The organism is Paenibacillus sp. NPDC056933, from assembly GCF_042674385.1.
Classification (GTDB): domain Bacteria; phylum Bacillota; class Bacilli; order Paenibacillales; family Paenibacillaceae; genus Paenibacillus.
Genome location: NZ_JBHUQN010000002.1, coordinates 840,150 through 861,776, shown reverse-complemented (window position 1 = coordinate 861,776; position 21,627 = coordinate 840,150). Strand labels below are relative to the sequence as shown.

Below are 21,627 nucleotides of genomic sequence, written 5' to 3'. Positions count from 1 at the left end.
GAGTGGGCAAGGTTATGGAATTTACGAAAATGCATGGACTCGGCAACGATTTTATTGTTGTGTTTGGAGAACAACAGCTTCCGGCTGATGCAGCAGAATTGGCTGTAAAATGGTGCAACCGTTTCTTCGGCATCGGCGCGGATGGCCTGGTTTATATACTGCCTTCAGAGAAGGCGGATTTTCAGATGCGCATCATGAATTCGGACGGTTCCGAAGCAGAGCAGTGTGGAAATGCAATACGCTGTGTATCGAAATATGTATATGATCACGGTCATGTGAAACGAGAACAGATTACGATTGAAACCATCGGTGCAGGTGTACAACCTGTCAGCCTGAACATTCGTGATGGTAAAGTGGAAACCGTTCGTGTTGATATGGGAGAACCCATCTTGGACGGACTTCAAGTTCCAACAACTGTAGACGCCAAGCCGGTGGTGAATCATTCTATTGAAGCGAACGGACAGGAGTTCAAATTTACGGCTGTATCCATGGGTAACCCTCATGCGGTCATCTATGTGGATGATGCTGTGAATTTTGATCTCTCCACATGGGGGCCGCTTCTGGAGGTTCATCCCATGTTCCCCAAAAAAATTAATGTGGAGTTTGCAACCGTTCGCGATCGCGGATATGTGGACATGCGTGTATGGGAACGCGGCGCTGGACCAACCCTTGCGTGCGGAACCGGAGCTTGTGCAACACTGGTATCTTCCGTTCTGAACGGACATACGGATCGCACAGCGGTGATCAGCCTTAAGGGCGGAGACCTTCATATTGAGTGGAACGAAGACGACAATCATGTGTATATGACCGGACCAGCTGAAGTTGTATTCAAGGGAATCACTTCGTAAGAAGACGGTTTAAATGAAGAGGCCTGAGGGCCTCTTTTTTTGCAGTTATAGGAATTCATGCTTGTCCAGATGGTTATGGAGACTTAATTTTACGGAAAACCTGTGTTTTTCTTCGTTTCGGGACGTTTTTTGTGTTACATTAGTATGAAATGATCAGCCAGGCGGGGGGAAAAGGGATGAAGGCGGATTTGCGCAGTGTAATGCAGGAACGGGTTCTCATTGGGGATGGGGCGATGGGAACCTTCCTGTATCAGATGGGATTCCCGGTAGGGATTTCATATGAAGAGTTAAACTTGATTTCACCTGAAGTGGTGGCAGATGTACATCGTCGTTATCGCGATGCGGGTACGGAAATTCACGAAACCAACACGTATTCTGCCAATTACGATAAGCTGTCCAAGTTCGGTTTGGAGTCCAAGGTGGAGGATGTCAATCGTGCCGGTGCCCGCATTGCCAAAGAAGTCGCTGGCCCAAATGGTTATGTTCTCGGCGCGGTTGGCTCCATCCGTGGAGGAAAGCGGACGAACGTATCAACGAGTGAATTGAAGCGTTTCTATCAGCAGCAGATTTATGCACTGCTGGATGAAGGAGTGGACGGCATTTTGCTCGAAACCTTCTATGATATCGAGGAAATGGATATCGCTCTTCTACAGGCGCGCAAGCTGAGTGATTTGCCAGTCATTGGACAGTTCGCTGTGGAGGATGTTGGGCATACACTGGATGGGTTTACGATGCCTGAGGCATTCCGAATCATGCGTGAGCAGGGGGCTGACGTCATTGGTTTCAACTGTCGTTCAGGTCCAAACGGAATTATGCGGGCGATGGAAACGGTGTCGGGTCGTATTGGTATTCCCATGTCTGTGTATCCGAATGCGGGGGCAGCGGACTATGTAGACGGTCAGTTCCGTTATGGCGCGTCACCGGAATACTTCGGACAGACCGCAGTGCAATTTGCTGAACTGGGTGCGCGTATTATCGGAGGCTGCTGTGGTACGACACCTGATCATATCACGGCGATTGCCCAGGCTCTTGTTGAATATACACCTGCACCTATACTGGAACCTGATCCGTCAGAGTCCAAACCTCGAATTATTCTGCATGAGAATGTAGATGAACGATCCGGACGGGGTGGACAGCCCACGATTGTGGATCTGGTCAAACAGCGCCATACGGTTATCGTCGAACTTGATCCGCCCCGTGATCTTGACATTGCGAAGTTCATGAAAGGGGCCGAGACACTGAAAGCAGCTGGTGCAGATGCGTTAACATTGGCTGATAATTCCCTTGCAGTTACCCGGATGAGCAATATGGCTCTTGGTCATCTAGTTCAGGATCGCACAGGATTGCGCCCACTGGTGCACATTGCCTGTCGTGACCGGAATCTGATTGGAACACAGTCGCACATGATGGGGTTTGACGCGCTTGGCATTAACCATGTACTGGCTGTAACCGGTGACCCTGCACGATTTGGTGACTTGCCTGGATCAAGCTCGGTATACGATCTGACTTCTTTTGAAATTATACGTATGATCAAGCAGTTGAACGACGGTGTGTCCTTCTCCGGTAAACCGCTCAAGCAGAAGGCGGGATTTGTTATCGGTGCCGCATTTAACCCGAATGTGAAACATCTGGATAAAGCTGTACAGCGGCTAGAGAAAAAGATTGCTTCCGGAGCTGACTATATTATGACGCAACCGGTGTACGATCCCGAATTAATTGTAGCCATGCATGAAGCGACAAAGCACTTGGATGTGCCCATTTTTGTAGGGGTTATGCCACTTGCCAGCGGCCGAAACGCAGAGTATCTGCATAATGAGGTTCCGGGTATTCAGTTGTCAGATGAAGTGCGTTTACGGATGGCAGGTCTTGAAGGCGAAGAAGGCCGGGCGATGGGTGTGAAGATTGCCAAGGAGCTTCTGGATGTAGCGACAGAATATTTTAAAGGAATCTATTTAATGACTCCGTTCATGTTCTATGGTATGACGGCCGAATTGACCCAATATGTCTGGGAGAAGTCGGAGCATCAATGTCCTACTTGTTTCAACCCTAATAATCAATTACAATAGTGTAACGGATGTGATGCCGATGTCATTCAGTATGACCGGATACGGTCAATCCGCCTTTCATTTCGGAGGCTATAAGGTACAATTGGAAATCAAGTCTGTTAATCATCGTTATTGCGAAGTGATGATGCGTCTCCCGAGAGAGTGGACGTGTTATGAAGACGGATTGAGGAAAATGGTACAGAGCCGATTAAAACGTGGGCGGATTGATGTTTATGTGATGAAAGAAAAAGATGAAGACCAGGCTCTTCCCGCTGTTCTGAATGAGCAGGCGGTCAGGGCCTATCTTCAGGCCGCAGAGCAATTGGAAAGCCGCTATGGCATGCAGGGCAAACCGAGTATTATGGATATGCTGTCACTTCCAGAAGTCATGATTCATTCGGATGGGACAAGTTCGCTTCCCGAAGAACAGAAAGACGAATGGGAGCGTGTCCTGCAGCTTGGGTTGGAAGAGGCTTTATCCGGTCTGGAGCAGATGCGCGCTCGCGAGGGTCTTCATCTGGCCAGTGATCTGGAGCGACGAGTCAGTCGCCTGGAATCACTGCATACCGAGATGCTTGCTCTTGCCCCGACTGTGGTGAGTGATCATCGCAACAAGTTAAGACAAAGGCTTACGGAAATGCAGGAAGAAGGCTCTTTCCCTTTTGACGAGCATAAATTAGGTATGGAAATTGCTATGTTTGCCGATCGTTCTAACATAGAGGAAGAGCTTACGCGTCTACTGAGTCACTTTGGACAGAGCAGGGAGCTGCTGAGGAGTGATGAGCCGGTAGGCCGCAAGTTGGACTTTCTTATTCAGGAGATGAATAGGGAAGTTAATACGATTGGATCAAAAGCCAACCATTTGGCTCTGGTGAACCGTGTTGTCGAGATGAAAGCGGAACTGGAGAAGATTCGTGAGCAAGCGGCGAATATCGAATGAGCGGTCATTTTTCGGCAAAAGAGTCGCATGTATAGGGGGAAGAACCTGATTATGGCAATCAAACTCATTAACATTGGATTCGGTAACATCGTATCGGCGAACCGGATTATATCCATCGTGAGTCCGGAATCGGCGCCGATCAAGAGAATTATACAAGAGGCAAGAGATCGTCATATGCTGATAGACGCAACGTACGGAAGACGTACTCGTGCCGTTATTATTACGGATAGCGATCATGTCATTCTGTCTGCGGTACAGCCAGAGACGGTCGCCCATCGTCTTTCTTCGAAAGATGATGATAACGACGAATAAAATGGAGTGTAATATGTCTAAGGGATTACTGGTTGTGTTGTCCGGCCCATCTGGGGTCGGGAAGGGTACAGTATGCAGCGCTTTGCGCAAACGGGTGCCGGAGTTGATTTATTCTGTATCGGCAACGACTCGTCAGCCTCGTCTGGGAGAAGAACATGGTGTCAATTATTTCTTCAGAAGCCATGAAGAGTTCCTGAACATGATTGCTGAAGATCAATTGTTGGAGCATGCAGAATATGTAGGGAACTATTACGGAACACCGCGTGATTTTGTGGAGAAAACGATTAATGAAGGCCGGGACATCATTCTTGAGATTGAAGTTCAAGGCGCCTTAAAAGTGAAAGAGAAGTTCCCGGAAGGGATCTTTGTATTTCTGTTGCCTCCTTCATTGGACGAGCTTAAAGATCGCATTCAGGGCCGTGGTACGGAAAGTCAGGCGACGATTGATCACCGGATGTCCGTCGCGGTAGATGAGATCAGTCTGCTGGAGCAGTACGATTACGCTGTCGTTAATGACGAAATTGATTTGGCGTGTAAACGAATAGAAAGCATCATTATCGCCGAACATTGTAAGATCAATAAATAATCCAATTCCGCAAAGGATTGCGATAATCAGTGGAGCTGCTGTCATAGGATATAGGTAGAGCAGCTTCGTCTGGTTAACGTGGTTTAGACGATTCATCATGATCCGTCAGTGGTGCATTGCGATTATACTAATGCAAAGAGGTGTTTTGTAAATATGCTGTATCCTTCTATTGATGAAATGATGAACAAAGTTGACAGCAAGTATTCACTTGTTGTTGCCGCTTCCCGCCGTGCCAGACAGCTTCGTGAAGGTGAGAAAACGGATTTGAGAAATGCCAGATCCCATAAACAGGTTGGCGTTGCACTCGAAGAAATTTATGGTGATCTGCTCGTTGTCATCAAAGGACAGGACGAAGAGGAAGAAGAGTAAGCCGCTAGCGGCGCTCTTCAACTGCATACGGCGCAAGCCGGCTTTATTTGACAACCGCGAGGTTGTTATTTTTTTCTCTATTCATCCTTATAATGCGTGTTCAAAAAGACCGGTTTTCAGTACCGAGAAGATGGGATGAAGCTAGAAATGGAGTAGCGGAGCGTAGGGAAAACTACGCGAGCAACCAAAATGTTTCCTTTGGAAACATACTTCGTAAGCCTCCCGCTTATTTCGGCTGAATTCCATATTCGATGCTGATGATGCCTCCAGGCATCCTTCGTAATCAAAAGCGGACTTTTTGAACAACCTCTTATAATGTCATATATATCGGGGGAATAACCATGTTGAACGGTAAAAAAATCGTGCTCGGTGTAACTGGCGGCATAGCCGCATACAAGGCGGCGACATTGTGCAGCAGGCTGGTACAAAAAGGGGCGGATGTCCATGTCATTATGACGGATTCCGCGAAACAGTTTATTACCGAATTAACGCTGCAAACCTTGACCCGAAATGTGGTATATAGTGATACATTTGATGAGCGGGAGCCTTCCGTTGTCTCGCATATTCATCTGGCGGATATGGCCGATCTTGTATTGGTTGCTCCGGCAACAGCCAATGTCATTGCCAAAATGGCACATGGCATGGCCGATGATATGCTCTCAACAACCTTGCTTGCAACGACGGCTCCCGTGATGATCGCTCCGGCGATGAATGTACATATGTATGATCATCCGGCGGTCCAGCACAACATGTGTTTGCTCACCGAACGGGGAACCCTGATGATTGAGCCGGGTGAAGGGCAGCTGGCTTGCGGGTATGTTGGCAAAGGACGCCTGGAAGAGCCGGAGACGATTGTCGATGTGGTCGAACGGTTCTTTGAACAACAGGAGTTAGCCAAACGGGAACGTCATGAACTAGCTTCTTTGCTTAAGGGCAAAAAGGTTGTAGTCACCGCAGGCGGGACGATTGAACGCATTGACCCGGTAAGGTATATTACAAACGATTCTTCAGGGAAAATGGGATTTGCCATTGCGGCAGTAGCGCGTGATCTTGGGGCGAACGTTACGCTGGTGATGGGCAATACACAGGTTCCGCCACCAGCCAATGTACATGTAATTCCCGTACAGTCGGCACAGGATATGTATGATGCGGTGGCTGGACAGTGGGAGGATGCCGATATCGTTGTGAAGGCGGCAGCTGTTGCGGATTATCGTCCCAAGGATGTGTACACGGAGAAAATAAAGAAGAAGGGCGATACGTTCTCGCTTGAACTTATTAAAAATATAGATATTCTTGAAACACTGGGCAAGCAGAAGAGTCACCAATTTCTGATTGGGTTTGCTGCTGAGACCAATTCAATGGAAAGGTATGCACGTGAGAAACTGGAACGGAAAAACTGTGATCTGATCGTAGCCAATGATGTCACCCGTGCGGGTGCCGGATTTGGAACAGATACCAACGCGGTGCACATCTATGACCGTGAAGGGTTGGTGGAAGAGCTTCAGGTGGTGGCGAAGGAAGAAGTCGCCCGCCGGTTGCTTTCGATTGCGGCGGAGCGCATTGCCGGGAGGAATTAATATGGAAATCGCCAAGGTTATTGTCGATGTTCCTGTGAAGCAGACGGATCGGCCTTTTGACTATCTGGTACCGGAATCCATGCGTGAATGGATTGAGATTGGCAGCAGGGTAGGTGTACCTTTTGGTCATCGGACGGTGCAGGGCTTCGTGGTTGATCTGGTGCCTCGCACGGGCACGGAGTCTTTCAAACTCAAACCGATTCAGGAGTTGCTGGATATCGTTCCACCGTTATCTGAAGATTTGGTTGAATTGGCTGAATGGATGAGTGAACGTTATGCCAGCAATCGCATTTTGTCTTTACAGGTCATGGTACCAACTGCGCTGAAAGGGAAAGCAGAGCGGTATATCTCACTTGGAGATGCCCTCGACGGACAAACGGGAGGTTCGGAGACTGGTGAAGAGGTTCTATTTGTATGGGGAGAGGAATCGACGACAGAGAAAGTGCAGCAGGATATTATTCGTTTTGTGAAGAGTCGCGGGCAGGTTCCTCTGCAACAACTCAGTCGGAAATATCCCAATCATGCGATGCTGATCAAGAAGCTGTTGCTAAGTGGTGTGTTACTGGAGAGCCAGGCGATTAAGGACAAGCTGAATAAAAAAACGATGAAGTCAATTAATCTGGCTGTGGATGTGGCGGCTGTGGAAGAGGCGTTGACTTCGTTCCCTGCAAAGGCACAACGGCAGAAAGAAGTTCTGGCTTTTTTGCTTGAAATGAAAGAACTGCTGCCAATGGCGATGAAAGAATTGCTGGCCACCCTTCAGGTATCAGCAGCTACAGTCAAAGGGCTTGAGGAGAAAGGGTTGGTTGTGACGGAGGACGTCGAAGTCTTCCGTGACCCTTATCAGGGCCGTAAGTTTCGTGCGACCGAGCCACTGAATCTGACTGACGAGCAGCAGCATGTCTATCACAATATTAATGGTCGATTGCAGGAGAGGCGCCATGGCGTCTTTTTGCTTCATGGTGTAACAGGCAGCGGTAAGACGGAAGTATACCTCCAGACCATTCAGCGCTGTATTGAACAGGATCGGCAGGCGATTGTGCTTGTACCCGAGATTGCTTTGACACCGCAGATGGTAGAGCGTTTCAAAGGACGCTTTGGTGACCAGGTTGCCGTGATGCACAGTCGGTTGTCTGGCGGAGAGCGTTATGATGAGTGGCGCAAAATTCGGGAAGGTCAGGTGAAGGTTGCCATTGGCGCCCGTTCAGCAGTCTTTGCTCCGTTCAGTCGTCTTGGTCTGATCATAATGGACGAGGAGCATGAGACTTCATATAAACAAGAAGAAACCCCGAAATATCATGCCCGTGATGTAGCGGTAAAAAGAGCACAGCAGCACCAGGCCGTCGTTGTTCTGGGTTCAGCGACACCTTCGCTGGAAAGTTACTATGCTGCTCGTTCACAGAGTAATGATGACTTTGCACCACTTTTGTTGGAGATGCCTACCCGCGCACTTGGCAACAAGCTGCCGGAGGTCCGTATTGTTGATATGCGTGAAGAGCTGAAGGATGGAAATCGCTCGATGTTCAGCCGTGCCTTGCACAAAGGACTGGAGGAGCGGCTGGAACGCGGGGAACAGACCGTGCTTCTGCTGAATCGACGCGGATATTCCACCTTTGTGATGTGTCGCAGCTGTGGGTATGTTGCCGGCTGTCCCGAATGTGATATTTCGCTAACCTATCATCAGCGCTCCAACAATCTTCGTTGTCACTATTGTGGATATGCGGAAGCAGCGCCTGAAGTGTGCCCGGATTGCGGTAGTGAGCATATTCGGTATTTTGGGACAGGTACACAGCGAGTAGAGGAAGAGTTGGCGAAGCTGTTCCCGGGTATTCGCGTCATTCGGATGGACGTGGATACGACGAGCGAAAAAGGCTCTCATGAGAAGCTGCTGAAGCAGTTTCGCGAGAAAAAGGCAGACGTATTGCTGGGCACCCAGATGGTTGCCAAGGGGCTTGATTTTCCTGATGTCACCCTGGTTGGTGTCATAACAGCAGACTCGGCACTCAATTTGCCAGATTTCCGGGCTGCCGAAAAAACATTTCAACTGCTTACCCAGGTGGCGGGTCGTGCAGGTCGACATCAACTTCCGGGTGAGGTCTTTGTTCAGTCCTATACACCAGAGCATTATTCGATTGGGCATGCGAGTCAGCATGACTATGTTTCGTTTGTCCGTGAGGAGCTGTTGCATCGGCGCAATTTGCAGTATCCGCCTTACTGTCGCCTGATTTTGGTGACCTTCTCACATGAGCAGCTTCCGGTATTGATCCGTCTGGCTGAGAACTACACACGGATACTGAAAGAAAAGGCAAATGCTGCTGGCTGGTTAGGCAGCCTGGATCGTTTCAGCAATGATGCCTTTGACGTGCTTGGACCGGTAGCGTCGCCCATTCCTCGGATCAAGAATAGATACCGATTCCAATGTATGATAAAATGGCGGGGGGATGTCGACGCCATCGGACTGGCGCTTGCGACGGCCCGGCGCATGGACGACGATGTTCAGGCGCAGAAACTGCAAATTAGTCTGGATGTAGACCCGCAAATGTTAATGTGAGCATTTGGAGTAAAATGCGGATGTAAACAAGCGGTATAAACATAGATTAAAAACAACATGAATGATGGCTCGATTCCTTAAAATCAGTTTTTGATACCTGCTACATAGCAGAAAATCAGTACTTATTTTTGAAATGAGCCTCATGTCCTGAAATTATGATGAGGATTAGGAAGGTGCTTACAACATGTCGATTCGTATTATCGTGAAAGAACCGGATGAGGTACTACACAAAAGAGCTAAAGAAGTAACCAAAGTTACACCCAATGTACAGAAACTGCTGGATGATATGGCAGATACGATGTATGACGCTGAAGGCGTAGGTCTTGCTGCACCACAGGTTGGTATTTTGAAACGTCTCATTGTGATCGATGCTGGAGATGAGCAGGGCTTGATCAAGATGATCAATCCTGAAATCATTTCGAGTGAGGGAGAGCAATTTGGACCTGAAGGCTGCCTGAGTATCCCTGGCATTAACGGTGATGTACGCCGTTTTGAGACAGTTACAGTCAAAGGGCTGGACCGTGAAGGCAAGGAACTGATTATTACGGGCAGCGGGTTGTTGTCACGCGCATTCCAGCATGAAATTGACCATCTGGATGGCGTACTCTTTACAGATATTGCTGAAAAGGTGTACGAAATTGCAGCCGAACAAACCGGGCCGCGTCGTAACTAAGGAGTGATCGACTTGAATATTGTTTTTATGGGAACGCCTGAATTTGCAGTACCTTCTCTTGATATGCTTATAGCCGAGGGGTATAACGTGGTTGGCGTAGTGACACAGCCGGATAAACCACAGGGTCGCAAAAAGGTGCTTACGCCAACACCAGTCAAGGCTGCGGCAGAACGCCACGGCCTGCCTGTATTTCAACCGGTGAAACTGCGTGATCCGGAAGCAGTGGCCCGATTGGCCGAATGGAAGCCGGATCTGATTGTAACCGCGGCCTTTGGGCAGATTCTGCCCAAAGCTGTGCTGGATATGCCCGTTCGAGGTTGTGTAAACGTGCATGGTTCGCTTTTGCCCAAATATCGCGGTGGGGCCCCGATTCAGCGTTCCATTATTAATGGGGAGCCAGTAACGGGAGTTACGCTGATGTTCATGGCGGAAGGTCTGGATACAGGGGATATGATCTCACGTGTTGAAGTGCCGATTACGGATGAAGATACATCAGGCTCCATGTTTGTAAAGCTCAGCGAAGCGGGCTCCAAGTTGCTTCAGGAAGAAATGCCGCGGCTGGTTGCTGGCGAAACAAAGGCTGTCCCTCAGGATGAAGCCGAGGCTTCGTATGCCCGCAATCTGACTCGGAACGATGAGAAGATGGACTGGAACCGTACATCGCGTGAACTGTTTAATCAGATTCGCGGACTTGTGCCGTTCTCAGGTGCATTTACGATGTGGGATGAGCAGGTCTTCAAAGTCTGGGCAGCAGCAAATCCGAATCAGGCGGATGTGCTCACGTCTTCGGATGCTGGACAAGCTGAGCCGGGAACAGTGTTGCAATTAGGCAAGAACGGCATTGAAGTTCGCACAGGTGATGGTTCCCTCTGGCTTACTGAGGTCCAACCCGCTGGCAAAAAAGTAATGCAAGCCGCTGACTTCGCCCGTGGCGGTACCCTGAAACCAGGAACGGTGCTGAAATGAGCGGAAATACGCCGGGTCGCCCGTCAGGAACTGGTCATAAAGTCGCAGGAAATGCGTCCGGGCGCGGAGGAAACCAGGGTCGTCCAAACTCGGGGAAATCAGGTGGTACAGGAAATTCATTTGCATCCTCATCTTCAGCAAATGGTGCATCCCGCTCGGAGCGGCCCAAAACCTCTGCTCGTGCACTCGCAGTGAAGGTGCTCAGCGCCGTTGAACAAGAGGGGGCTTACAGCAACCTTGAGCTGAACCGACGTTTGAAAGAAGCCGAGCTTAGCCCAGCAGATGCGGGGCTGGCTACCGAACTGGTCTATGGTACGATTTCGAGACTGAATACCCTTGATTATTTTCTGGAACGTTACGTAGCCAAAGGTGTATCCAAACTGCAACCCTGGGTTCGAAGTTTGCTGCGTATCAGCGTGTATCAGATGATATATCTGGACCGGATTCCGGAACACGCGGTGGTGAGCGAAGCCGTCAACCTGGCTAAAAAGTTAGGTCATCAGGGTATCTCCGGTATGGTGAACGGGGTTCTGCGAAATATGATCCGTAACCGTGATCAACTGCATATTCCCGAGCATCTGCCTGCGGCTGAGCGTATTTCACTTGAGCATTCTCACCCGCTGTGGTTAGTCAAACGCTGGATCAGCCAGTATGGCGAAGAGACGGCGGAAGCGATCTGTCGTGCGAATAATGAACCGCCTGCGGTTAGTGTTCGCGTGAACACAACAATGACTACACGTGAGAAATTGATGCAAGAGATGGAGAGTACGGGTGCGATCGTGGAACCCTCCCGACTTAGTTCGGAAGGCATTCTCGTTCGCAGTGGTGGCAACATGGCACTTACGTCCTGGTATCGGGATGGCCTGCTGTCCGTTCAAGATGAAAGTTCGATGCTCGTAGCCGAGGCAGTGGGGCCTGAAGAAGGTCAGATTGTACTGGACTGCTGTGCAGCACCCGGTGGCAAGACAGCTCATATGGCGGAGAAAATGCAGGACCGTGGACGGATTGTTGCGAATGATGTACATGCTCATAAACGTCAATTGATTATGGATCAGGCGGATCGTCTGGGACTCAGTTGCATTGATGCCGTTACAGGAGATGCTCTGGATCTGGATGAGCGTTACCCAGAGGCATCGTTCGATCGTATACTGCTGGATGCACCGTGTTCCGGTTTAGGTGTTATTCGTCGCAAGCCGGATGTCAAATGGACCAAATCCACAGAAGACATCAAGGATATTTCCAACTTGCAGCGTGAACTGCTGGATCGGGTTGCACCACTGTTAAAGCCAGGTGGTATTCTGGTGTATAGTACATGTACGATTGAGCCTGCGGAGAACGAGCATATGGTCGCTGACTTTTTGGATCGGCATCCAGAATACAAGGCGGCTGAAGAGTTGGTCTGGTCTGGATCGGAAACAGCCGATTGGAAGGTTGTGAACGGTGGGGTGCAGATCTTGCCTCAGTACGCTCACAGTGACGGATTTTTCATTGCGAGGTTGACAAGGATAGGCGATTAACAGTTTAATAAAGCACGGAAGGATGACCGCCGAGGGAAACTTCGGCGGATTTCTTTGTGATAAGACAGAAGGTTGAACATCGGTAAAAAGTGATGATATGGTGCGATGCAGACACTGAGGTGTTATAATGCATGAAGTACGGGCAGCAAGGGTATACATGGATGTAAAGTGGTCTTTGTGATAGAATAGGAAGAATGAAAAGAAAAGAAGGAATAGGTGTTGACAACAAAATGAAACCTTTTATATATGATTATTCCCTGGAAGAGCTGCAACAGTGGGCTATCGATAACGGGGAGCCGGCTTTTCGCGGTGGTCAGATTTTTGACTGGATTTATGTGAAACGTGTAAATGATTTCAGTGAAATGACGAATCTGTCCAAAGCACTGCGTGAAAAGCTGACTGAACAGTTTGAATTCGTTACACTTACCGAAATTACGAAGTTTGAATCCAAGGATGGAACGGTGAAATTCCTGTTCGGTCTGCATGATGATCATGCGATCGAAACAGTGATTATGAAGCACAATTATGGCAACAGCATCTGTGTAACGACACAGGTTGGTTGCCGGATTGGGTGTACGTTCTGTGCGTCCACGCTGGGCGGACTCAAGCGTAACCTTACAGCTGGCGAAATTGTCGCTCAGGTTGTGCAAGCCCAAAAAATTCTGGATGAACGGGGTGAACGTGTCAGCAGCATCGTAATCATGGGTTCGGGTGAACCTTTTGAAAACTATGAAGCCACGATGACGTTCTTGCGTATCATGATTCATGAAAAAGGACTGAATATCGGTCAGCGTCATATCACGGTATCCACAAGCGGAATCGTACCGAACATCTACAAGTTTGCTGATGAAGACACGCAGATTAACCTTGCGATCTCCATTCATGCGCCTAACGATGCATTGCGTTCCAAACTGATGCCGGTAAACCGTCGTTTTCCTTTCGATGATGTTATGGAGTCACTGCGTTATTATCTGGCCAAAACCGGAAGAAGAATTACGTTTGAATACGCACTTATTGGTGGCGTGAACGATCAGCCGGAGCATGCGGCAGAACTGGCGGGCGTGCTGAAGAACATGTTGTGCCACGTCAACCTGATTCCGGTAAACCATGTACCTGAGCGGAAGTACGTAAGAACATCCAGAAGTGATATTTTCAATTTTCAGAAGATTCTTTCGGAGCAGGGTGTGAATGTAACCATTCGTCGTGAACAGGGACATGATATTGCTGCCGCTTGCGGCCAGCTTCGTGCAAAGCATATGGAGTTGAGGTGAGAACGTTTTGATCAAAACAGTTCATGTGAGCCATATCGGACGGGTGCGTTCGGTGAATGAAGATTCAGCCTGGATTCGAAATCTTGAAACAGGTTATATACTGGGTATTGTTGCCGATGGTATGGGCGGACATCTTGCAGGAGATACGGCGAGCCGCCTGGCGGTAGAGACGTTGGTGCAGGATCTGGGAATGCTTGAACCAGGTCTGTCACATGCGTCTTTGTCAGCCGCACTCAGCGATGCTATTTTGCATGCCAACGAAGTCATCTTCCGCACCGCATCCACAGATGACAAATACCATAACATGGGTACCACTGTGGTAGCAGCCTTATTGAATGATACGGAGGGCGTTATCGGTCACATCGGTGACAGCAGGGCATACAAAATTGCGAACAAACATTTGATCCAGTTGACTGAAGACCATACTCTGGTGAATGAATTGTTCAAAAATGGTCAGATCAGCAAAGAAGACGTCTCTCATCATCCGCGTCGCAACGTGCTGACACGTGCACTTGGCACAGATGCCGAAGTGAAGGTGGATCTGGATACAATCAAGCTGGAAGAGGGCGAGGTTCTCCTCCTCTGCAGTGATGGCTTAAGTAACCTGGTCAGCAATGAGCAACTGATTCAGGTCGCAGGTAATTTGGATCTGGCATTGGAAGATCGGGCAGACCGTTTGCTTCAGCTGGCTTTGCTTGCCGGTGGAGATGACAATATTACGGTTGCACTGTTTGAATTGCAAAAGGAAGGTTCCGCGGTATCGGAAACGGGGTGTGAGTCATGATTGGGCACCAGCTAGGCGGACGCTATGAAGTAATCGAGCGTGTCGGCGGTGGAGGCATGGCTCTCGTGTATAAGGCCCAGGATCTTTTGCTCAATCGGAACGTAGCCATCAAAGTGCTAAGGCAGCAATTTGTGCATGACGAAGAGTTTATTCGTCGTTTCCGCAGGGAAGCACAGTCCGCAGCATCACTGTCCCATCCCAATGTAGTCAGTATTTACGATGTGGGGCAGGAAGATGACGTGCATTATATTGTCATGGAGTACGTCGAAGGCAAAAACCTGAATGAAATTATTAAAGAGCGGGCGCCTCTGCAGGTAGACGAAGCGGTTCGAATCGCTTCCCAGATTGCGGATGCCCTCGATCATGCACATCATAATCAAATCATTCATCGGGACATCAAACCGCATAATATATTGATTGGCCGTAATGGCCGTGTGAAAGTAACAGACTTCGGGATTGCCCGCGCGGTTACGTCTACAACTATTACACAGACCGGCTCGGTGGTCGGTTCCGTACATTATTTCTCACCGGAGCATGCCAAAGGCATCGTGACTGGCGAGAAGTCGGACTTATATTCTCTAGGTATTGTACTCTATCAAATGCTGACTGGGCAGCTTCCATTCCTGGGAGAGAGTCCAATCAGTGTTGCGCTGAAACACTTACAGGAAGAGTTTGATGAACCACGAAAATTCAATCCTTTGATCCCGCAGAGCGTGGAGAACGTTATTCTGAAATCCATGCGCAAAAATCCGCAGGAGCGCTACCAGTCGGCCAGAGAAATGCAGACAGATCTCGAAACCTGCCTGATGCCGGAACGACGCAATGAAACAAAGATTGATTTTCCGGATGAGGATGATATCGATCAGACCCGCGTTATGCCAGCGATCAAGCCGGAGCCGCGTGGCGTAACGTCAACAGGTGCTGTACCTGTGACGGATTCTGACGATGATAATAACAAAGGCAAGCCCAAAACAAAGAACTGGAAGAAGCCGGCGCTGCTGATCTCGTTGACAGTCCTTATTCTCATCGCCATGGTTGGGGTCGTATGGTACGTAAAAGGCATGCTCGTTGTGCCTGATGTTACGGTACCCAATGTGATTGGCCAAACCGAGGAAAAGGCTCGTCAGATGTTGCAGGATAAAGGACTTGTGGTCAGTACCGAGGTCATCCGGAAATACAAGGAAGGTGTGGACCCTGGCATTGTATTTGACCAGACCCGAAACGAAGGCGATGTGGTCAAGGAAGGCTCCGAGGTGCAGCTCAGTGTTGGGGCTGAAAAGGAACTGACCAAAATGATCAGTGTTGAAGGGGATACCTATGATGAGGCTGTCAAAAAATTGACTGCTCTGGGCATCAACGAGGATCAGATCAAACGTAAGGATGATTTCTCCAATGACGTTGCATCCGGGAACGTGATCTCCCAAACTCCTGGAGTCGATGTACAATTCGATCCTAAAGAGACTGAAATTGTTTTGACTGTTAGCAAAGGCGCTAAAACCGTCAAAATGCCTGATCTGAAAAATAAGACCCGCAGCCAAGCTGAGGAATTGATCAAGTCTGCCGGGCTGGTGCTTGCTCAGGTACAGGAAGAACCCAGCTATACGTTTGAACAGGGAAAAGTTACGCAGCAATGGCCTGTGGAAGCCGGCACAGAGGTGAACCCGGGTGACAAAATCACCATTTTCATCAGTACAGGATATCCGCCAGAGGCATTGAACTACGCCTATAACATCAACGTTTCACCAAAAGAAGAAGGAAAGAGCAGCAAAATTCGAATTACTTTCGAGGACGCTCGTGGGAAGAATCAAGAATGGGGAACCCGGACCATCAAGTCTGCCCAATTGCTGACCATTCCGCTTATTTTGGCTCCAAATGTGGATGGTGTGGTTTCGGTCTATCGGGATGATCAATTCCTGGATACGTATTTGGTTTCCTACAGCGAGGCCAAAAATGGAACGGTTATTGTGCCTACCATCGAGCCTGAGAAGGGTGCTCAGCAGCCACCGCCTGATGAAACTGATCCAGGCAAAGTTGACGAAGAAACGGTTGATCCTAATCAGGAGGGTGAGCCTGATACACCTGTGGATGGTGAAGTGGACAACGAAGAGGGAGATACTTCGGCTATGAATAAGGAAAAGGGTCCCTCCAAAGCCAAAGGCAAAGATAACAAGAAAAAGGAAGTCGTTAACGCATCGAGCCGTCCGTAAGGACGGCTTATTGCTGACGTTCAGGGTGCGTGTACCGTAAATTAAAGGAGGGCGACGGAGCTATGCCAGAAGGTATCATCGTTAAAGCGCTAAGCGGTTACTATTATGTCATGCCACTGGAAGACAGCGGGGTGCCTTCGGTTGAAGGCTCCGCCGTTCAATGTCGGGCCAGAGGCATCTTCAGAAAACGGGGCACCTCTCCGCTTGTGGGTGACCGTGTCAGCTACATGCTGACAGAAAACGGGGAAGGAACGGTAGATGAGCTCCGAAAGCGTGAGACGGAGTTAATCCGTCCACCTGTTGCCAATGTAAGTTTGGCTGTTCTGCTATTTTCTGTTAAGGAACCGGACATGAATCTCAATCTGCTGGACAAATTCCTGGTACATATCGAACAAGCCGGATTGGATGCACTGATTGTACTTACCAAGCAGGACCTGGCTAATCCGGAAACCGATGCTCGTGATACAGTGGCTGAAGTAAAGGCGTTGTATGAGCAGATCGGATATGAAGTTATCTCTACCAGTTCACGAACCGGTGAAGGCAATGAACAGCTCAAGGAGCGTCTTGCCGGCAAGATTAGCGTATTCTCCGGTCAATCCGGTGTAGGTAAATCTTCCATGCTGAACGCCCTGATGCCAGGTCTGACGCTGGAGACCAGTGCAATCAGTATGCGTCTAGGCCGAGGGAAACACACCACCAGGCACGTGGAGCTCATACCGCTGGATAATGGAGGCTTTGTTGCCGATACGCCGGGATTCAGCCAACTGGACTTTCTGGAGATTGGTGTGGAGGAGTTATCCACTTGTTTCCGGGAGTTCGCTCAATATGCCGATCAGTGTAAGTTCAGGGGTTGTACCCATACACATGAACCGGGCTGCCGTGTATTAGCAGCCAAGGCGGAGGGAATGATCTCCGAAAGCCGTTATCACCATTACGAACAATTCCTTACAGAAATGAAAGACAAGAAGCGGAGGTACTAACATGATTAAAATTGCCCCATCTATTTTATCTGCGGATTTTGCACGTCTCGGCGCGGAAGTGGCGGAAGCCCAAGCGGCTGGCGGAGACTGGATTCATGTTGATGTCATGGACGGTCATTTCGTCCCTAATATTACGCTGGGACCTGCGATTGTAAAAGCGATCGCCCCACATACAAGCCTACCCCTTGATGTTCATTTGATGATTGAGAATCCGGAGCGTTATGTAGAGGAATTTGCGAAAGCTGGCGCTGCTGTTATTACAGTTCATGCCGAGGCTTGTGTGCATTTGCACCGGGTTATTCATCTGATCAAGGAACAGGGAGTTAAGGCAGGGGTTGCCCTTAATCCGGGAACTCCGGCGAGTGCTATTCAGGAAGTGCTGGACGATGTGGATATGGTACTTGTCATGACCGTAAATCCCGGTTTTGGCGGACAGGCTTTCATTTCGGGTACCATGAACAAAATTAAGCAAATTCGCAGCTGGCTGAATGAAAAAGGACGTCATGACGTGCACATTGAAGTAGATGGAGGCATTGCTGCCGACACGGCTCCACTTGTTGTGGAAGCCGGAGCAGATGTACTCGTTGCGGGAAGTGCTGTATTTGGTCGTGAAGACCGTGCTGCCGCAATTGCCGAAATTCGCAGCAGCTACGGAGGCTGAGCATGAACCTCAAGGAGACGCTGTGGACAATGGCTGCGAGTCTCGTTACAGGGCTGGTGCTTGCTTTGTTTGCGGTTATCCAATCCCCTTATAATGCGATTACGTCATTAATTGGGGTTGGTGTTGTCATTATGTACTTCCGCAAATTTGAGCGTACGGGACTTCGGGTTACTTTTGTTATATTCGGCATACTGTATTACTTACTGAGTGTGTTTATGATCGCTGCCTATCAATATATCCCTGCCCAAACCTAAATCACCTGATAACCAGGCTCGTCATTGTGGAATAGGGACAGGGAGTTCCGCATAAATATGGTTACATGAGCAGGTTTCTCATGTAGCCTTTTTTGTCGTGTTTAAGGTAAAGAAGGCCTGGAGCATAGGATACGGCGGATGCATGAGCATGATGGGGAGGGTGAAGTATGAAATTTTACACATTCAAACTGCCGAAGTTTTTGGGAGGGTTTGTAAAGGCAATCCTTAATACGTTTCAAAAGAACTGACATGATTAAAAGGTTCCATTGGCGAATACCGCCGCTTTGGCTTCAGGATCATCTGGAATTCGGACCTGCGAAGCGCCATGCGGCGGCCATTCACATGCTAATGTGTGTATTCATGATTTATTTCTGAATACCAAAAAAGCACCTGCAAGGAACAAGGTGCTTTTTGCTTACCCGATTTATAGTAGCTGTGCGTGATTATACGCGAGTCACTTTACCGGCTTTCAGTGCACGGGTGCTTACGTATACACGTTTTGGTTTACCGTTCACGAGAATACGGACCTTCTGAACGTTTACGCCCCAAGAACGACGGTTACGGTTGTTAGCGTGGGATACGTGGTTACCGGTGCCCGGTTTCTTACCTGTCACATAACATTTGCGAGACATAGATTACACCTCCTATCCTAAAATAACCAGTTGCCCTCTGGAGACACGAATGTCATTCCATACGGACTAAAATTGTTCTTCCTGACCGCAATGGCCGGGTTCCAGTAGCTAATGGTGTGTTCAAGCGGCATAGCCGGATCATTTCCATTACTAAACCTGCATAAAACAATACTTGAATATAATATCATATTGAAAAAAGCTTCGTCAACTGATCCAAAAACTTTATTTATTTCTCCTGTCTAATATAGTACAATGTTGAATAGTCCATAATACAGTGGTGAACAGGCTGTTGCCGCGAGAAAGCCGGAGAAAAATCGGCCTTAGAGGTCGGTGGTCTGCTTTTTTGGCAACGCTGTGAGCTGCGGCATTCCATCATTGGCACCAGTCTCCATGCGGCATTCATGCCGGCTCTTGATACCGGTGCATATCCGTATGCCCCGAATTAGGGGTTACAGAGCAATTGCAGGATATCGGTTGCCCGGCCGCCCAGACCGTTAATCCGGCTGACATTATGTATTGTATGCCTGTGCCGGACAAGGTATGGACGAAGAATAACGCGATAAGCGTTTGCGCATGAACAGACCAGTTAACATCTTGGTGCAAGATGTTCGTGTATCAAGCTAGGAAGGGGAATTCTCACTTGAGTATACGTTCTTTAAATGGAACAGATTTCACCGCAATGGTACTTGCCGGAGCGGAACAACTTGGACAGCATGCAGAGCACGTCAATTCCCTGAATGTTTTCCCTGTGCCGGATGGTGACACGGGAACGAACATGAATTTGACAATGAGTGCAGGAGTCGCAGAGATTAAACGCAAGAGTTCTGCCTCCATCGGAGAAGCTGCCGGTATTTTATCGAAAGGTCTGCTTATGGGCGCGCGGGGGAACTCGGGAGTAATTTTATCTCAATTGTTCCGCGGATTCAGTCGTTCAGCTGCTCCTTACGAGGAACTGAATACGCTCCAGTTTGCAGCAGCCCTGCAGAACGGTGTGGACGCAGCTTATAAAGCTGTAGTGAAGCCTGTTGAAGGGACCATTCTTACCGTAGCCAAGGAAGCGGCGAAACATGCCAGCTACTACGCAAGACGGACGAATGATATTACTGAATTAATGAATGAAGTTTTGTTAAAAGCAAAAGAAGCACTGGCAACGACTCCGGACTTGCTGCCTGTATTGAAACAGGTTGGCGTTGTGGATTCAGGTGGCCAGGGGCTTGTATATATTTACGAGGGCTTTATGGAGGTTCTGCTGCAAAGTGACGGAGTCAGTCGGGCATCCTTGCAAAAAGATGTACAACCATCCGCAGCGGCATCTGCTTTGAAATCAGCTGTACCGGCAGAGGTGGTTTCTGCGAAACCTGCACAGCAGGTCATCGTTCCAGAGATGCCCATGTCTGCCCAGGCGAGACTGGAAACGGAAGATATTGAGTTCCTGTATGACATGGAGTTCTTTATTAATCGTGAGCTGGGAGAGAACGCAGGCGTTGCATTCGATGATGAAGCATTCCGGAAAGCGTTGTCAGTTAATGGGGATTCCATCATTATTATTGCTGACGATGAAGTGATTAAGGTTCACGTGCATTCCAAGACACCTGGGGATGTATTAAACCTGGCCCTCCGTTATGGAGAAATTACACAAATTCACATTCTCAATATGCGTGAGCAGCATCGTGATCTGCTGACGGCAGGCATGGACATAGCACCTTCGCCTGAACTGTTCGCAGAGATCCCGCCTGAAGCAACGCGCAGTCTGGAGCAAGCGGAGCCACCAGCAGATGAGATGGCGCCATATGGCTTTATCGCGGTATCTTCCGGTGACGGAATTGCAGAGATTTTCAAGAGTCTCGGCGTGGATGTTGTTCTGTCTGGTGGACAGACGATGAATCCAAGCACTGAAGATTTTGTGAAAGCTGTGCGTTCAATTGCAGCGGAACAGGTATTTATTTTGCCGAACAATTCCAATATTGTACTTGCTGCGCAGCAGGCTCGGGAGCTGCTTGAAGATGAGCGCCGAATTACGGTGATTCCGAGCAAAACGATTCCTCAGGGCATGGCAGCGGCTTTTGCTTTCCAGGAGGATGAGTCTGCGGAAACCAACCGTGACCATATGCTTGAAGCGATTAGCCGGGTACAGTCCGGTCAAGTGACTCATGCGGTCAGAGATACGCAATATGATGAGCTTGATATCAAAGCGGGACACTACATCGGTATCCATAATTCCAAAATTGTGGCAACGGATGAAAACATGCTGCATGCATGTGAAGGTCTGCTGCAACAGATGCTGGAAAGCGGAGATGAAGTGGTGACCATCCTTGAAGGAGAAGAGGCTGCACCTGAGATCACCGCTGCGCTTGTAGCATGGCTTGAAGAACAGTATCCTGATGCTGAGGTAGAGGTGCATCTTGGAGGACAGCCGGTGTATTATTATCTGTTCTCTGTAGAGTCCTGAAACAC

20 protein-coding genes are annotated in these 21,627 nt (G+C 48.9%); 19 read left to right on the top strand and 1 reads right to left on the bottom strand.

Translation table 11 applies throughout. From position 1 onward, the window contains the following. The first annotated feature begins 14 nt into the window (after positions 1 to 14). From dapF to spoVM, 18 genes are all read left to right on the top strand, one after another. Complete coding sequence (gene dapF / locus ACFTRD_RS18780; RefSeq protein WP_379382616.1) at positions 15 to 848, top strand: diaminopimelate epimerase; 834 nt, start codon at positions 15 to 17, stop codon at positions 846 to 848. A 176-nt stretch (positions 849 to 1,024) separates the two neighbouring features. Next, complete coding sequence (locus ACFTRD_RS18775) at positions 1,025 to 2,914, top strand: bifunctional homocysteine S-methyltransferase/methylenetetrahydrofolate reductase (RefSeq protein ID WP_379382614.1); 1,890 nt, start codon at positions 1,025 to 1,027, stop codon at positions 2,912 to 2,914. A 19-nt stretch (positions 2,915 to 2,933) separates the two neighbouring features. Continuing rightward, a complete protein-coding gene (locus ACFTRD_RS18770; RefSeq protein ID WP_379382612.1) occupies positions 2,934 to 3,833 on the top strand; it encodes a YicC/YloC family endoribonuclease in 900 nt (299 codons plus the stop codon). A 51-nt stretch (positions 3,834 to 3,884) separates the two neighbouring features. Then, positions 3,885 to 4,145: an extracellular matrix/biofilm regulator RemA gene (gene remA / locus ACFTRD_RS18765; RefSeq protein WP_006209218.1), complete on the top strand. Its 261-nt coding sequence runs from the start codon at positions 3,885 to 3,887 to the stop codon at positions 4,143 to 4,145. Between the two features lie 13 nt (positions 4,146 to 4,158). Beyond that, entirely contained in the window at positions 4,159 to 4,731 is a 573-nt protein-coding gene (gmk, locus tag ACFTRD_RS18760; RefSeq protein WP_024631121.1) for a guanylate kinase, read from the top strand. A 153-nt stretch (positions 4,732 to 4,884) separates the two neighbouring features. Beyond that, entirely contained in the window at positions 4,885 to 5,100 is a 216-nt protein-coding gene (gene rpoZ / locus ACFTRD_RS18755; protein WP_024631120.1) for a DNA-directed RNA polymerase subunit omega, read from the top strand. Positions 5,101 to 5,441: 341 nt separating this feature from the next. Beyond that, positions 5,442 to 6,677 carry a bifunctional phosphopantothenoylcysteine decarboxylase/phosphopantothenate--cysteine ligase CoaBC gene (gene coaBC, locus ACFTRD_RS18750; protein WP_379382609.1) on the top strand — a complete coding sequence of 412 codons (1,236 nt, stop codon included), beginning with the start codon at positions 5,442 to 5,444 and terminating at the stop codon, positions 6,675 to 6,677. Position 6,678: 1 nt separating this feature from the next. After that, the gene (gene priA, locus ACFTRD_RS18745) at positions 6,679 to 9,228 is read left to right on the top strand and encodes a primosomal protein N' (protein ID WP_379382607.1); all 2,550 of its coding nucleotides are present in this window, start codon (positions 6,679 to 6,681) and stop codon (positions 9,226 to 9,228) included. 184 nt (positions 9,229 to 9,412) lie between these two features. Continuing rightward, on the top strand, positions 9,413 to 9,901 hold the full coding sequence (gene def, locus ACFTRD_RS18740; RefSeq protein WP_192268718.1) for a peptide deformylase: 489 nt from the start codon (positions 9,413 to 9,415) through the stop codon (positions 9,899 to 9,901). Between the two features lie 12 nt (positions 9,902 to 9,913). Then, complete coding sequence (gene fmt, locus ACFTRD_RS18735) at positions 9,914 to 10,867, top strand: methionyl-tRNA formyltransferase (RefSeq protein WP_379382605.1); 954 nt, start codon at positions 9,914 to 9,916, stop codon at positions 10,865 to 10,867. Further along, positions 10,864 to 12,384 carry a 16S rRNA (cytosine(967)-C(5))-methyltransferase RsmB gene (gene rsmB / locus ACFTRD_RS18730; RefSeq protein WP_379382603.1) on the top strand — a complete coding sequence of 507 codons (1,521 nt, stop codon included), beginning with the start codon at positions 10,864 to 10,866 and terminating at the stop codon, positions 12,382 to 12,384. The genes fmt and rsmB overlap by 4 nt, the downstream gene beginning before the upstream one ends. Before the next feature lie 230 nt (positions 12,385 to 12,614). Continuing rightward, positions 12,615 to 13,655, top strand: a complete 1,041-nt coding sequence (rlmN, locus tag ACFTRD_RS18725) for a dual-specificity RNA methyltransferase RlmN (RefSeq protein WP_062324423.1) — start codon at positions 12,615 to 12,617, stop codon at positions 13,653 to 13,655. Positions 13,656 to 13,662: 7 nt separating this feature from the next. After that, positions 13,663 to 14,439 (top strand): Stp1/IreP family PP2C-type Ser/Thr phosphatase, encoded by a 777-nt coding sequence (locus tag ACFTRD_RS18720; protein ID WP_379382601.1) that lies wholly within the window; start codon positions 13,663 to 13,665, stop codon positions 14,437 to 14,439. After that, complete coding sequence (gene pknB / locus ACFTRD_RS18715; RefSeq protein ID WP_379382599.1) at positions 14,436 to 16,646, top strand: Stk1 family PASTA domain-containing Ser/Thr kinase; 2,211 nt, start codon at positions 14,436 to 14,438, stop codon at positions 16,644 to 16,646. Before ACFTRD_RS18720 ends, pknB begins: the two co-directional genes overlap by 4 nt. A 62-nt stretch (positions 16,647 to 16,708) precedes the next feature. After that, positions 16,709 to 17,626, top strand: a complete 918-nt coding sequence (gene rsgA / locus ACFTRD_RS18710; protein ID WP_379382597.1) for a ribosome small subunit-dependent GTPase A — start codon at positions 16,709 to 16,711, stop codon at positions 17,624 to 17,626. Between the two features lies 1 nt (position 17,627). Then, positions 17,628 to 18,287 carry a ribulose-phosphate 3-epimerase gene (rpe, locus tag ACFTRD_RS18705; protein WP_053784310.1) on the top strand — a complete coding sequence of 220 codons (660 nt, stop codon included), beginning with the start codon at positions 17,628 to 17,630 and terminating at the stop codon, positions 18,285 to 18,287. Positions 18,288 to 18,289: 2 nt separating this feature from the next. Next, entirely contained in the window at positions 18,290 to 18,541 is a 252-nt protein-coding gene (locus ACFTRD_RS18700) for a hypothetical protein (RefSeq protein ID WP_192268708.1), read from the top strand. A 167-nt stretch (positions 18,542 to 18,708) separates the two neighbouring features. Further along, entirely contained in the window at positions 18,709 to 18,789 is an 81-nt protein-coding gene (spoVM, locus tag ACFTRD_RS18695; RefSeq protein ID WP_019424875.1) for a stage V sporulation protein SpoVM, read from the top strand. A 195-nt stretch (positions 18,790 to 18,984) separates the two neighbouring features. Here the strand turns inward: spoVM and rpmB are convergent, their stop codons facing one another. Next, positions 18,985 to 19,173: a 50S ribosomal protein L28 gene (gene rpmB / locus ACFTRD_RS18690; protein WP_024631107.1), complete on the bottom strand. Its 189-nt coding sequence runs from the start codon at positions 19,171 to 19,173 to the stop codon at positions 18,985 to 18,987. A 640-nt stretch (positions 19,174 to 19,813) separates the two neighbouring features. Here rpmB and ACFTRD_RS18685 point away from each other — a divergent pair. Next, complete coding sequence (locus ACFTRD_RS18685) at positions 19,814 to 21,622, top strand: DAK2 domain-containing protein (RefSeq protein ID WP_379382594.1); 1,809 nt, start codon at positions 19,814 to 19,816, stop codon at positions 21,620 to 21,622. Positions 21,623 to 21,627: the final 5 nt, after the last annotated feature.

What these genes read in the sequence shown, in the direction of transcription:
- priA (WP_379382607.1), top strand. Translation starts at nt 6,679, where the DNA reads ATGGAAATCGCCAAGGTTATTGTCGATGTTCCTGTGAAGCAGACGGAT.
- rpmB (WP_024631107.1), bottom strand. Translation starts at nt 19,173, where the DNA reads ATGTCTCGCAAATGTTATGTGACAGGTAAGAAACCGGGCACCGGTAAC.
- spoVM (WP_019424875.1), top strand. Translation starts at nt 18,709, where the DNA reads ATGAAATTTTACACATTCAAACTGCCGAAGTTTTTGGGAGGGTTTGTA.
- ACFTRD_RS18775 (WP_379382614.1), top strand. Translation starts at nt 1,025, where the DNA reads ATGAAGGCGGATTTGCGCAGTGTAATGCAGGAACGGGTTCTCATTGGG.
- rsgA (WP_379382597.1), top strand. Translation starts at nt 16,709, where the DNA reads ATGCCAGAAGGTATCATCGTTAAAGCGCTAAGCGGTTACTATTATGTC.
- rsmB (WP_379382603.1), top strand. Translation starts at nt 10,864, where the DNA reads ATGAGCGGAAATACGCCGGGTCGCCCGTCAGGAACTGGTCATAAAGTC.
- pknB (WP_379382599.1), top strand. Translation starts at nt 14,436, where the DNA reads ATGATTGGGCACCAGCTAGGCGGACGCTATGAAGTAATCGAGCGTGTC.
- ACFTRD_RS18770 (WP_379382612.1), top strand. Translation starts at nt 2,934, where the DNA reads ATGTCATTCAGTATGACCGGATACGGTCAATCCGCCTTTCATTTCGGA.
- coaBC (WP_379382609.1), top strand. Translation starts at nt 5,442, where the DNA reads ATGTTGAACGGTAAAAAAATCGTGCTCGGTGTAACTGGCGGCATAGCC.
- rlmN (WP_062324423.1), top strand. Translation starts at nt 12,615, where the DNA reads ATGAAACCTTTTATATATGATTATTCCCTGGAAGAGCTGCAACAGTGG.
- def (WP_192268718.1), top strand. Translation starts at nt 9,413, where the DNA reads ATGTCGATTCGTATTATCGTGAAAGAACCGGATGAGGTACTACACAAA.
- remA (WP_006209218.1), top strand. Translation starts at nt 3,885, where the DNA reads ATGGCAATCAAACTCATTAACATTGGATTCGGTAACATCGTATCGGCG.
- rpe (WP_053784310.1), top strand. Translation starts at nt 17,628, where the DNA reads ATGATTAAAATTGCCCCATCTATTTTATCTGCGGATTTTGCACGTCTC.
- gmk (WP_024631121.1), top strand. Translation starts at nt 4,159, where the DNA reads ATGTCTAAGGGATTACTGGTTGTGTTGTCCGGCCCATCTGGGGTCGGG.
- dapF (WP_379382616.1), top strand. Translation starts at nt 15, where the DNA reads ATGGAATTTACGAAAATGCATGGACTCGGCAACGATTTTATTGTTGTG.
- rpoZ (WP_024631120.1), top strand. Translation starts at nt 4,885, where the DNA reads ATGCTGTATCCTTCTATTGATGAAATGATGAACAAAGTTGACAGCAAG.
- ACFTRD_RS18700 (WP_192268708.1), top strand. Translation starts at nt 18,290, where the DNA reads ATGAACCTCAAGGAGACGCTGTGGACAATGGCTGCGAGTCTCGTTACA.